The organism is Bartonella florencae, assembly GCF_000312525.1.
Lineage (GTDB): Bacteria > Pseudomonadota > Alphaproteobacteria > Rhizobiales > Rhizobiaceae > Bartonella > Bartonella florencae.
Map to the genome: position 1 here is coordinate 48,164 of NZ_HE997451.1, position 13,160 is coordinate 61,323.

General features: G+C 38.3%; 11 protein-coding genes and 1 pseudogene. 11 read left to right on the plus strand and 1 reads right to left on the minus strand.

What is annotated here, in order from left to right; all coding sequences use genetic code 11:
- The first annotated feature begins 67 nt into the window (after positions 1–67).
- The 11 genes and pseudogenes from tsf to lpxB all read left to right on the plus strand — a co-directional run bounded on the left by tsf (position 68) and on the right by lpxB (position 12,287).
- On the plus strand, positions 68–991 hold the full coding sequence (gene tsf, locus BN202_RS00235) for a translation elongation factor Ts (protein WP_019218502.1): 924 nt from the start codon (positions 68–70) through the stop codon (positions 989–991).
- Positions 992–1,150: 159 nt separating this feature from the next.
- Positions 1,151–1,870 carry a UMP kinase gene (gene pyrH, locus BN202_RS00240; RefSeq protein WP_019218503.1) on the plus strand — a complete coding sequence of 240 codons (720 nt, stop codon included), beginning with the start codon at positions 1,151–1,153 and terminating at the stop codon, positions 1,868–1,870.
- Between the two features lie 37 nt (positions 1,871–1,907).
- Positions 1,908–2,468: a ribosome recycling factor gene (gene frr / locus BN202_RS00245; protein WP_019218504.1), complete on the plus strand. Its 561-nt coding sequence runs from the start codon at positions 1,908–1,910 to the stop codon at positions 2,466–2,468.
- 748 nt (positions 2,469–3,216) lie between these two features.
- A pseudogene (locus tag BN202_RS00250) lies at positions 3,217–4,031 on the plus strand (phosphatidate cytidylyltransferase).
- Positions 4,032–4,055: 24 nt separating this feature from the next.
- Positions 4,056–5,189 (plus strand): M50 family metallopeptidase, encoded by a 1,134-nt coding sequence (locus BN202_RS00255; protein ID WP_019218506.1) that lies wholly within the window; start codon positions 4,056–4,058, stop codon positions 5,187–5,189.
- Between the two features lie 206 nt (positions 5,190–5,395).
- Positions 5,396–7,792, plus strand: coding sequence for an outer membrane protein assembly factor BamA (gene bamA / locus BN202_RS00260; RefSeq protein WP_019218507.1), 2,397 nt, complete (start codon positions 5,396–5,398; stop codon positions 7,790–7,792).
- A 72-nt stretch (positions 7,793–7,864) separates the two neighbouring features.
- On the plus strand, positions 7,865–8,911 hold the full coding sequence (gene lpxD / locus BN202_RS00265) for a UDP-3-O-(3-hydroxymyristoyl)glucosamine N-acyltransferase (RefSeq protein WP_019218508.1): 1,047 nt from the start codon (positions 7,865–7,867) through the stop codon (positions 8,909–8,911).
- A 1-nt stretch (position 8,912) separates the two neighbouring features.
- Positions 8,913–9,380, plus strand: coding sequence for a 3-hydroxyacyl-ACP dehydratase FabZ (gene fabZ, locus BN202_RS00270; RefSeq protein ID WP_019218509.1), 468 nt, complete (start codon positions 8,913–8,915; stop codon positions 9,378–9,380).
- Between the two features lie 23 nt (positions 9,381–9,403).
- Positions 9,404–10,228, plus strand: a complete 825-nt coding sequence (lpxA, locus tag BN202_RS00275; RefSeq protein WP_019218510.1) for an acyl-ACP--UDP-N-acetylglucosamine O-acyltransferase — start codon at positions 9,404–9,406, stop codon at positions 10,226–10,228.
- 3 nt (positions 10,229–10,231) lie between these two features.
- Entirely contained in the window at positions 10,232–11,104 is an 873-nt protein-coding gene (locus BN202_RS00280) for an LpxI family protein (RefSeq protein ID WP_019218511.1), read from the plus strand.
- Positions 11,097–12,287: a lipid-A-disaccharide synthase gene (lpxB, locus tag BN202_RS00285; RefSeq protein ID WP_019218512.1), complete on the plus strand. Its 1,191-nt coding sequence runs from the start codon at positions 11,097–11,099 to the stop codon at positions 12,285–12,287. Before BN202_RS00280 ends, lpxB begins: the two co-directional genes overlap by 8 nt.
- Before the next feature lie 28 nt (positions 12,288–12,315).
- Here lpxB and BN202_RS00290 read toward each other — a convergent pair whose 3' ends face one another.
- Positions 12,316–13,089 carry an amino acid ABC transporter ATP-binding protein gene (locus BN202_RS00290; RefSeq protein WP_019218513.1) on the minus strand — a complete coding sequence of 258 codons (774 nt, stop codon included), beginning with the start codon at positions 13,087–13,089 and terminating at the stop codon, positions 12,316–12,318.
- Positions 13,090–13,160 lie beyond the last annotated feature (71 nt).

Here is a 13,160-nt window from a genome sequence, read left to right on the forward strand (position 1 = left end):
GAGGTTGTAAGCGTGCGGAGAATTTTCTTTTAGCATGCTTTCCTCGTTACAGAGTAAAGAGGCAAATATGAGCATTACTGCTGCACAAGTAAAAGAACTTCGAGAATTGTCAGGCGCTGGTATGATGGACTGTAAGGCGGCGCTGGCAGAGACCAATGGTGACATGGAGGCTGCTGTTGATTGGCTTCGTAAAAAAGGGATAGCAAAAGCAGATAAAAAAGCTGGTCGTACAGCGGCTGAAGGGTTAATCGGAATTGTATCAAAAGATTCAAGTGCGGTTTTGGTTGAAATTAATTCTGAAACAGATTTTGTAGCGCGCAACGACGTATTTCAAGACATCGTGCGCAATGTTGCAACAGCTGCTTTGGATACGCAGGGAGGAGTTGACGCTGTTTCTGCCTCTCTTTATCCTGGTTCTGAGAAGACTGTAGAGACGACAATTAAAGATGCGATTGGTACTATTGGCGAAAATATGACATTTCGACGTTCTGCTAAGCTCTCTGTTGAGAATGGTGTCGTTGCTACTTATATACACAATAGTGTGGCTGATGGTCTTGGCAAACTTGGTGTTTTGGTTGCTGTTGAGACCACAGGAAATAAGGATGCAGCAGCTGCTTTTGGTCGGCAGGTCGCAATGCATATTGCGGCAACTAATCCACTGGCACTAACAGCAGAAAATGTTGATGCGAGTGCCATTGAGCGTGAAAAAGCGATTTTTTCAGAGCAGGCACGTCAATCTGGAAAGCCTGAAAATATCATTGAAAAAATGGTGGAAGGGCGTATGCGTAAGTTTTTTGAAGAGGTTGTTTTACTTTCACAGGCTTTTGTTATGAATCCTGATATGACTGTTGAAGCAGCTTTAAAGGATGCTGAAAAATCGATTGGTGCCCCAGCAAAAATAACAGGCTTTGTTCGTTTTGCACTAGGGGAAGGTGTGGAAAAAGAAGAGACTGATTTTGCTGCCGAAGTTGCTGCGGCTGCAAAAGGATAACTTTTTGTAAGTTATTATGAGAAGTCTGAAATCATAGCATTGATGGTACAATCATTGCTATAAAGATAGAATGATTATGAAGAGGGCGTCACTTGATAGAGTGGTGCCCTTAGTGTGAGTAAAAAGCAAAAAATAAATGTGCTTTTGGGGAGATTGTCAATGACATTGGTGCCAAAATATAAGCGTATTCTTTTAAAGGTTTCTGGTGAAGCCCTTATGGGAGAGCAAAGCTTTGGAATTGATGTTTCTGTTGCAGATCGTATTGCTGCTGATATTTCTGAAGTGCGGACAATGGGCGTGGAAGTCGCGATCGTTATCGGTGGTGGAAATATTTTTCGTGGGGTTGCTGTTGCTTCGCATGGTGGGGATCGTGTAACAGGTGATCATATGGGAATGCTTGCAACTGCTATTAATTCTTTAGCATTGCGAACATCGTTGACAAAATTAGGGATTGAAACAGTTGTCTTGTCTGCGATTGCTATGCCGCAAATTTGTGAGAGTTTTTCTCAGCGTAAAGCGATAAGTTATATGAATCAAGGAAAGGTTGTTATTTTTGCTGGCGGTACGGGAAATCCATTTTTTACTACTGATTCTGCCGCGACTTTACGTGCTGCAGAAATTGGTGCAGATGTCCTTTTGAAAGGAACACAAGTGGATGGTATTTATTCTGCAGATCCTAAAATAGATCCTATGGCAAAGCGTTTTGACCAATTGACGCATGTTGAGATTTTGCAATGGGGGTTATCTGTTATGGATACAACGGCGGTTACTTTAGCACGTGAGAACAATGTACCAATTATTGTATACTCTATTCATGAAAAAGGTGGTCTAGCTAAGGTATTAAATGGAACAGGACGGTTTACAATAGTATCGGAATAAGGATAAGCTTCAAGGTATGATTGAAGGAGACAGAGATATGAATGTTGCATCGATTATGGATGATCTGAAACGTCGCATGGATGGCGCCATTTCCGCTTTTAAACATGAGTTAGGTGGTTTGCGAACGGGAAGGGCTTCTGCCAGTTTATTAGAGCCATTAACAGTTGAAGCTTACGGATCCGTTGTACATATAAATCAGGTTGCAAATATTTCTGTCCCAGAATCACGGATGCTTTCAGTTACGGTGTGGGATAAAACGATGGTAGGAGCTGTAGAGCGTGCTATTCGTGATTCTGGTCTTGGCTTAAATCCTATCACTGATGGTGTAAATTTACGTATTCCCTTACCTGAGTTAAATGAAGAACGGCGTAAAGAACTTGTAAAAATTGCACATCAATATGCAGAGCAAGCACGTATTGCTACCCGTCATGTTCGCCGAGATGGTATGGATAATTTGAAAAAATTAGAAAAAGAAGGTGAGATTGGACAAGATGAAGCGCATGGCTTGTCTGAGAAAGTTCAAAAACTCACAGATGAGACGATTGCTGATATTGATAAAATTTTAGCTGTAAAAGAATCCGAAATTATGCATGTTTAAGATAATTTGGCTGTTAAAAAATATCTACTTGTGGCGTGTAACATCTTTTTGTGGATGAGGTGAAAGAGATTTATATGCTATTAAAGAGTGATAGATCGGGAGTGATCAAGGTTTTTTTGTCGCAATTCCATACTAAAAAATAAAATTGATTTGATGTAGTGGATATTTTGATTTCCTCATCTGCATTGCGGGTGAGGTTTTTTGTTGGAAAAAATTATTGAATAGGACAATAAGAAGTTGTTGTTGAGTAGTATAGTGAACATATTTCATTATTGAAGATTCGCAAATATTGAATGGAAGGTTTTTGAGAAAACCTGACACAAAGGAAAGTGACTTATTTTCCTATTACTTTTCATTGTGAAAGATGTCGTATAGTAGATCAAACGATCATTTTTTTAGGCAATTTATTTTCAGAGAGCGGGGGTTGTTATAGAAAAGTGCTTTTACACGAAGCAAAGCTCAGCTTACATTTCATCATTCACATTGGTAATAATAAAGTGAGATTTCTCATTTTTAAGGTTGATAGTAATGTTTTAAAACATACTTTAGAATGAGTCTTGATCTGTAGATTTTTAGGCTATTTTCATTGATTATTGGTCTGATGAGCACTCTCTTGGTATATTGAATAATTTATGATAAATTACAAAGGTTTTGAAAAAAGTGAATATAAAAATACTGCATAGTAAAATGCTTTGCTTGCGTCGATTTGTGAGTGTGTATTGTTTATTTTTATTGTTTGGATGTTATTTTGTCTAATCTTTCTTATCGTATTCTAACAGCTTTTGTTTTTGGTATTATCGCTTTATATTTAACATGGCTTGGAGGAACTCCCTTTTTTTGTTTGTATGGAGCATTGGTGGTTTTATTCTTTATGAATGGATTAGTATCACTAAAGAAAAGTGGCGTGTTTCACAAAAAATATTAGCGAGTATTTTTTATTTGATTTTTGGCTCTTTGTTGCTTTCGAGTGTATCGGCTTTATTGATTTTTTGTGTTGTTATCGTTTTAGCAGCGGTATTGGCTATTGGGCCCATTGAGAAGAGTGGATGGATTTTCTTTGGCTTTTTGTATGCATCTTTTCCAGTTGTGGCTTTATGCTTTTTACGCGGACATGAAACGTTAGGGTTCCAAGTTATTATCTTCTTATTTTCGATAGTGTGGGGAACAGATATTGCTGGATATTTTAGTGGACGTACATTTGGTGGACCTAAATTAGCACCACAATTTTCTCCTAATAAGACATGGGCAGGAGCCATTGGTGGTACGCTTGTCGGAGTTACTGGTGGTATATTGGTCGCTGTTGGGTTTTTTGATATAAATTTAACAAATTTTTTTATACTATTCCTTGTTCTTATTTTATCAATTTTTTCGCAATTGAGTGATTTGGGGCAATCATGGCTTAAAAGACATTTTTCTGTTAAAGATTCCGGTTTTTTATTGCCTGGACATGGCGGCTTTATGGACCGTATGGATGGATTGGTAGGTGCTGCTTTCCTCCTTTATTTAATTGGCTCATCTGTGTCTGATATGAATGCACCTTTTAATCTCTTTTGTATGGTTTAATTGGGAGAAAATATTTTGGAACTTATGGATCATATGATTACAGTGGGTGGCTTACTTTTAAGAAGTTTGAGTATTTTTTTTGTCATTATGATTATTATTTTTGTGCATGAAATGGGGCATTATCTTATTGGGCGTTGGTGCGGTATTAAGGCAGCTGTTTTTTCACTTGGATTTGGACCCAAAGTCGTAGAGTATAGAGATAAGCAGGGTACACAGTGGCGTTTATCACTTATTCCTTTAGGAGGTTATGTAAAATTTATTGGGGATGGAGAAGATGTATCATCATTCCACTCTTCTCGAGATATTGAGGGTTCATTTGTTTGTGCGCATACTTGGAAAAAAGCAGTAACGGTGTTTGCAGGTCCTTTATTCAATATTCTTTTTACTGTTATTATTTTAACATTTTTTTTCTTTATGTATGGTCGTGTAGCCATTGAACCGGTTGTTGGTTCTTTAGTAAAAGACTCACCCGCTTTTCAGGCAGGTTTGGTATTAGGTGATCGTTTTATTGAAATGGATGGTCGACGGATTGGAAGTTTTGACGATTTGATGAATTATGTAACTTTTCACGGTAAAGATCCTATAGAATTTAAAATAGAACGTATGGGGCAGATATTTACCAAGGTGATTACACCAAAGGTGGTTGAGCGAGATGATGGGTTTGGCAATCGGATTCAAAGCGCTATGATTGGTGTAGGTGCTCCTGTGGATCCAAACAATCGGGCGCGTTTAGATCCAGCTTATGTAAAACATATCCGCTACGATTTTATCAGGGCTATAGGAGAAGCATCAAAACGCACCACATTTATTGCTACCCAAACAGTTTTTTTTATTGGTCGTTTAATAGGAGGAAAAGAAGATCATTGTCGGCTAAGTGGCCCTTCTAAGACCGTTAAAATTGCTTGGAAAGTGAGTGAAACAGGTTTTATCTCTTTATTGAATTTTGCGGCTTTTCTTTCTATAGGGATTGGAGTGATTAACCTTTTTCCTTTGCTGCCACTTGATGGTGGTCATTTATTGTTTCATACTATTGAGATCGTAACGAGAAGACCAATATCTGCTAAAATTCGAGAAATTATTTTTCGCGTAGGTTTTTTAATTGTCCTTTTATTTATGATTTTTGCGTTCATTAATGATTATTTTTGTTGGTTTGGCTAATTAAATTATGGAAAATATTTTATAAATTGGGTAATAATAGAAAAATTAAATTGAATGTCGTTTACCATGTCCGCAAAATGTTGTGGCATTGTTTGCTATAATCAGTAATTAAGGGGTGAAAAGTCTCGCTGTGAAAAAAGAGTTGTTATGGCGGTTAGCTTTTTGAGACATCATGTCTAGAGAATAAGATAAGGTAAAAAAAGCCAATGACTATAAATTCAAAGTTTTTAAGTGCAGCATCTGTGTTGGTGTTAAGTGTGGGGATGATTGCTCCTACAACGGCTTTTATGTCGATTGCAATGGTTGGGGAAGTGCAGGCATCTGTGGTGCGTTCTATTGAGGTTCGTGGAAACAAATTTGTAAGTGCTCAGGCAGTTCGAGATAATATGGGCATTAAAGCTGGACAGAGTTTTTCTAGTAACGATGTTGATGCTGCGGTAAAGCGTCTTTTTGGATTAGGCTTATTTTATGATGTAAAGATAAATCAGGTTAGCGATAGACTCGTTGTGTTTGTCAAAGAATATGAGATTGTTAATCAGGTGTTGTTTCAGGGAAACAAATCTCTTAAAGACCCTGATCTTAAGCGATTTATTTCTTTAAAACCGAATGAACCTTTCAGTTCTGCAAAGCTTTCAGCGGATATTAATACGATTCGTGAAGCTTATAAAACTGTTGGTCGTAATAATGTTGCTGTTACCGTCCAAACCATTAATCTGGGAAAAGGGCGGGTAAATGTGGTTTTTAATGTTGTTGAAGGACGAAAGACAAAGATTGGTGATATCATCTTTAAGGGGAATCATGCTTTTGGAAGCAGCCGTTTGCGTGATGTGATTTCAACCAAATCTTCAGGAATTTTCTCGATGTTGTTGGGGGGGGATGTTTATAGTGAAGAACGTTTAGCTGTTGATGAAGAAGCTCTGCGTCGTTTTTACTATAATCGTGGTTATGCCGATTTTCGGGTTGTTTCCTCTAAAGCAATTTTTGATGTAGCGAGCAATACATACAAAATTTATTTTGTTCTTGATGAGGGGGTACGTTATAAAATTAGTGATATTCAGATTGAAAGTGATATTGATGGAATTGATATTCAATCTGTAAAGGGAATTCTTAAAACGCGTTCAGGTGATATTTATAGTGCAGAGGACATTGAGCAGTCTGTTGCGATTATCAATAATAAGGCTGCTGATTCTGGATATGCTTTTGCTAAAGTTGAGCCACGGGGCAATCGTAATTTTGCAAATCATACAATTTCGATTTTATATAACATTGAACAAGGTCCGCGTGCTTATATTCAGCGTATTGAAATACGGGGAAATGAAAAGACACGTGATTATGTTATTCGTCGTGAGATTGATTTAAATGAAGGGGATGCTTACAATCAAACCCTCGTGCAGCGGGCAAAGCGTCGTCTAGAAAGCTTAGGTTTTTTCAAAGCTGTTAATATTTCCATGGTTCCTACAGATCAGTCTGATCAGATTACTTTAGTTATCGATGTGGTTGAAGCTCCAACCGGCGATCTTTCTTTGTCTGGAGGTTATACAACAGGTGGTACAAGTCCTGGTATGTCACTTGAAGTATCTGTTACAGAACGTAATCTTGGGGGGCGTGGTCAGTATGTTCGTTTGGGATTAGGTGCAGGGCAAGAAAAATCTCGGAATTATAATTTGTCGTTTGTTGATCCTTATTTCTTGGGATATCGCTTATCTGCTGGTGTTGATGTTTTTCGTAGTACCTATCGTGCTGATAAAGCATATGATGTACGACAAACTGGTGGCTCTCTTCGATTCTCGATACCAATTAATGATCAATTATCTGCTAATTTAGCTTATTCTTATGTTCAGGAAGAATACGATTTTGGTAAAGAATATGACTTAAACAAAGAAGCTGACATAAAGGAATTATATGGAAAATATTCTGGTGCAATTGTTCAGGCGGCAAAGCACAGTCCTTGGAAGCGCTCATCAATCAGTTATGGTTTTACCTATAATACTATTGACGATATGAAAAATCCACATGAAGGGTGGTATGCACATGTTCTTCAAGAGTATGCGGGGCTTGGCGGGAGTGCGAAATTCTTGAAAACAACTGGTAAAGCGATGATGTATAAGACTTTATCTGAGCAGATGGATCTTGTTGGCTTGCTTTCTTTTGGCGGGGGATATATCCACAAAATTGGACGAGATGGTGTTCGTATCTTTGATATGTTTAAGATAAATTCTGATATGATCCGAGGTTTCAAGTACAATGGAATAGGTCCGCGTCAGATTTCTAATAAAGGTGAAGTCTATTTCTTGGGAGGGACAACCTATATGAATGCAACTGCTGAAATACAGTTCCCTATCCCTGTTGTTCCTGAAGGATTAGGGTTGCGCGGTGCTTTATTTGCAGATGTTGCGACGCTTTATGGAAATAATTATCAACCTGTTTTTCAAGGTGAAGCGCCGGTTACACATACTAAAAGTGCTTGGCGTTCATCTGCAGGTGTAAGTTTGATGTGGGATTCGCCATTTGGTCCTTTGCGTTTTGATTATGCTTGGCCAATAAAGAAGCAGGAAGGTGATCGTTTGCAGAAATTGAACTTTGGTATTTCTACGAAGTTCTAATCTGAGTTTTCCGTAGAGGGAAAATTGAACGGAAAATAGAAAATTGGTTAGGCTGGGAGAGAAAGTTTTTTGATGGCGGATACATTTTTTTTTACGCCATCTCGGCGGTTAACAGTTGCGAATGTTGCCCGGTTGACAGGAGCAAAGCTTCTTACTCCAGAGTTTTCTAACACAGTTATCAATACTCTTTCTTCACTTGAGAGAGCTGTGGAGGGGGCTCTTGTCTTTGTCGAGCATCGGAAGTTTTCTGATGCTCTCGTAGGGAGCTCTGCTGTAGCTGTTCTTTGTACGGATGAAATTGTTTTCAAAGTTCCTGAATCTATGGCAATTTTGGTTACATCCACACCACAGCGTGATTTTGCTCAGATTGGGCGCATCCTATTTCCTGATTCTGTCAAGCAGGTACCGTGGTTTGGGCAGAGAGAAATTTCGCCTCATGCGTATATTCATCCAACTGCTAAATTTGGGCATGACGTATGTATCGAAGCAGGTGCTGTTGTTGGTCGAAATGTTGAGATTGGTGCAGGAACGCTTATTTCATCTACAGCTGTTATCGGTGAAAATTGTCGTATTGGGTGTGACTGCTATATTGGTCCAAAGGTAACAATTCAATATTCTTTAATCGGCGACAGAGTTCAGCTTTACCCTGGTGTTTGTATTGGGCAAGATGGTTTTGGTTATGTTGGTGGTGTTTCCGGAATTGAAAAAGTTCCACAACTTGGTCGTGTTATCATTGAAGACGGTGTAGAAATTGGTTCAAACACTACAATTGATCGTGGAACGTTTGAAGATACCATTATTGGTGAGGGAAGTAAAATTGATAATCTTGTTCAAATTGCGCACAATGTAAAAATTGGCCGTTATTGCCTTATTGCTGCTCAATGTGGAATTGCGGGAAGTACATCTATAGGTGATATGACTCTGCTTGGCGGAGGTGTCGGAGTATCGGATCATATCGTAATAGGCAAGTCTGTTCAGATTGTTGGTCGTAGTGGTGTTATGAATGACATTCCGGATGGTGAAAAATGGGGAGGGAGTCCAGCGCGACCAGTTAAGCAGTGGTTCCGAGAAGTAGCGGCGTTGCGTAATATTGGCAAAGTTAAAAAGGAGAAACGCTAATATGGTCAACACCGAAGAAATTAAAAATTTAGAAGTTGTAGATATTGAAAAATTATTTTCGATCTTACCGCATCGTTATCCATTTTTGTTGATTGATCGCATCATTGACATTAATGGTGAGAAAGAAGCTATCGGTATTAAAAATATAACCATTAACGAGCCACATTTTACTGGGCATTTTCCTGCAAGGCCAGTTATGCCTGGAGTATTGATTTTAGAGGCTATGGCACAAACAGCGGGTGCAATTGCACTCTTGGCATTAGGGAATAAGCAAACAAATTTGGTTTATCTTATGACTGTTGATAATGCGAAATTTCGTAAGCCCGTTGTACCTGGTGATCAGTTAAGGATTCATGTTCAACTTTTAAAAAAGAGGGCAGGCATCAGGCGTTTTTCGTGTGTTGCAAAAGTAGAAGATGTCCGTGTGGCTGAAGCAGAAATTGCTGCGATGATTATTGAAGAAGAGTAAACGATATTAATGGGAATTTTAAAATGTCCGGTACGAAAATCCATCCGACTGCTCTTGTAGAGAAGGGGGCGCAGCTTGGTGAGAATGTACAAATTGGGCCGTTTTGTCATATTAGTTCAGAGGCCGTTATTGGCGATGGATGTAATTTGATGAGTCATGTTGTAATAATGGGAGACACAACATTAGGGGCTAATAGTAAAGTTTTTTCACATGCAGTTTTGGGGGCAGAGCCGCAAAATAGTAAACATAAGGGGGGGCATACAACGCTTTCTGTTGGAAAAAATTGTATCATTCGTGAAGGCGTAACAATGCATAGAGGCTCTGATTCGAGTGCAGGAATGACAATTGTTGGAGACAATTGCCAATTTTTTTGTTATGCGCACATTGCTCATGATTGCCATGTAGGCAATAACGTGACATTTGCTAATAATGCAATGATCGCAGGTCATGTTACTGTTGGAGATTATGTTATTATTGGTGGAGGTGGTGCTGTTCACCAATTTGTTCGCATTGGGCATCATGCATTTATTGGCGGTGTATCTGCATTGGTTGGTGATCTCATTCCCTATGGAACAGCTGTTGGTGTGCAAGCAAAACTTGCAGGATTAAATATTATTGGTATGAAACGTGCAGGTCTTGAGCGTAAAGATATTCATGCATTACGCCATGCTGTTACTATGCTTTTTGATCACAGTAAGCCGTTTAAAGAACGTGTTAGTGATGTTGCTTCTTTCTATTCTACTTCTCAGTCAGTTATTGATGTTGTTAATTTTGTTAAAGAAAAAGGAAAACGTTTTTATTGTACTCCAAAATTTGAAAGTGATAGAACAAAAGATCATGAGGATTAAAAAATGCCTGTCTTTTGTGCTAGAAGTTTTCTTTCCAGCCGTACTGCTATTATAGCAGGAAATGGTATTCTACCGATTACTATTGCGCAGGAATTGGAGAAACGTGGACAGAGTCCTTTTATTGTACTTTTGCGTGATGATGCGGACCCTGTGCTTTGTCGTTATGAGCATTGCACGTTATCAATTGTAGAATTAACGCGACTTGTTAAAATTTTAAAGGCAGTTGGAGTTTGTAATATTGTGTTAGCAGGTGGCGTGAAAAGGCGGCCACTTCTCACACAATTTCGACTTGATTGGACGACATTTTTAGCTCTTCCTAAGTTAATCGCTGCATTGAGAGCTGGAGATGATGCATTATTAAAAGCTTTTATACGACTGATTGAATCATATGGTTTTAGAGTGATTGGTGCTCATGAGATAATACCAGATCTTTTGGCACCATTAGAATTTGATTTAACATTACGACGCGCTACTCGAAAAGAGAAAAAAGATATTGTTTTAGCAGTAAAAGCAGCAAAGCTTTTAGGCCAATTGGATATTGGGCAAGCAGCAGTTGCGGTTAATGGAAGGGTGGTTGCTCTCGAGGGAGCAGAGGGAACTGATAATATGCTGTGGCGGGTTTGTGAAATGCGAGAAAGAAAGCAAATTCCACCTAAAGGTGGTATTTTGGTTAAATGTGCGAAACCACAACAGGATCATCGCGTTGATTTACCATCAATTGGACCTGTAACAGTAATGAATATTGCAAAAAGTGGATTATCTGGTATTGCGGTGGAGGCAAATAAAAGTCTTATATTATCGGTGAAAACAACAATAGAAAAAGCTAATCAATATTCCTTATTTATAGAAACATTTGAGGATTTTGATCATGCATAATTCTTTTTTAAAAATTGCTATTGTTGCAGGTGAAGAATCTGGTGATTTTCTTGGAGCAGATTTGATTTCTTGTTTAGCACAACAGACAGGATGTAATATTCACTTGATTGGTGTTGGCGGAAGACATTTAGAAGCATTAGGTTTAAAAAGCTTTTTTGATTCTCGTGATATTGCTTTAATTGGTTTGAAGGAAGTTTTAAAAAAACTACCATCATTGCTGAAGCATATACGTAATTTGTCCAAGTTTATCGCACAAGAAAAACCCGATTGTTTAATTCTTATTGACAGTCCTGATTTTACCCATCGTGTTGCAAAAAAGGTGCGTATTCTAGCACCTTCTATTCCTATCATTAAATATGTTGCACCAACCGTTTGGGCGTGGCGCCCAGAGCGCGCTAGTGCTATGCGCAAGTTTATTGATCATGTTTTAGCGGTTTTCCCTTTTGAAGAAAAGATTATGCAGGATTTGAGAGGTCCTGCCACTACCTATGTTGGGCATTCTCTTTTGTCACATCCTCCGCTTTTGGCGATTCAAGCGGAAAAAAAACGCCAAGCAGAAAAAAAACATTTGTCTGGTAAACAAAGATCATCGCCTACATTAGTTCTTTTGCCGGGATCACGCCATTCAGAGCTCCGCTCTTTAATGCCGCTTTTTCGAGAAGCAGTAGAAATTCTTACACAACGCGTTCCTCATTTACATATTATTTTACCAACCTTACCACGTTTGGTCGATGAAATTCATAATTTATTACAGAGCTGGACAAGCAAAGTAGAAGTTGTTGTGGGGGAAGATGCAAAATGGCGTGCTTTTGCACAAGCAGATGTTGCACTTGCTGCACATGGAACGGTTTCATTGGAATTATCATTAGCAAAAATTCCCATGGTTCTTTGCTATAAACTTGATTTTTTCTCTAAGTTATTCATTTTTCGCAAAATGATGTTATGGAGTGCTGCTCTTCCAAATATTATTTCTGATATGCCTATTATGCCAGAATATATGAATGAATTCATACGTCCTAGTATGTTAGCAAGGCAGGTAGAGCAACTGTTATATAATCCTTTGTTACGACAAGCACAGCTTGATTCTTTTGAAGTGGTGGAAGAGAAAATGAAAACGGAAGTTCCATCAGGGATTATTTGTGCTCAAACGGTTATCAGCCTTCTTGAAAAACAAGACATTTAGAATTGTAAAGACAAAACAATATTGGTGATTAATGTTTAATTTTAGCAAGAAACTCACGGGCGCGCTGACTTTTAGGATTAGTAAAAAATGTGTTAGAAGCTGTATCTTCAATAATCTTTCCGTTTTCTAGGAAGAGGATTCTTTCCGAGACTTCACGCGCAAAACCCATTTCATGGGTTACACAGAGCATTGTTATCCCTGTGTCTGCCAATTTAACCATAACTTCCAAAACTTCTCCAACACTTTCTGGATCAAGAGCAGATGTTGGTTCATCAAAAAGCATCACTTCAGGTTCCATACAAAGTGCACGGGCAATCGCGACACGTTGCTGTTGGCCTCCAGAAAGCTGTAAAGGATATTTATTACAGTGTTTTTCAATACCAACATTTGTTAGATAACGCATTGCCCGTTCTTGTGCTTGTTGTTTAGAAAGTCTTTGAACAGTCATGGGCGCTAAAATACAATTTTGCATAACACTGATATGGGGAAATAAATTAAAGTTCTGAAAAACCATTCCTATTTTACGGAGAACATTTTTTTGCTGGTATGGAGGAGCAGCATGAATATCAATATTATGGATGCAAATCGAGCCTTCTTGTGCTTTTTCTAATTGATTAATACAACGAATTAAAGTCGATTTTCCTGATCCAGAAGGACCACAGATAACGATTCGTTCCCCAGTTTTAACGTCAAAATTAATATTGTAAAGTACTTGAAAATCTCCATACCATTTATTTAAATTTCGAATGGAAATTACAGAGTTTTGTTCAGGATGGGCAGATTTATTATTTTTCAAATTCATCTTGTTGTATTCTTTCATTGATAAATAAACTTATTAATTTAACATTTTGATTTAATAAAGATTTTTATGAC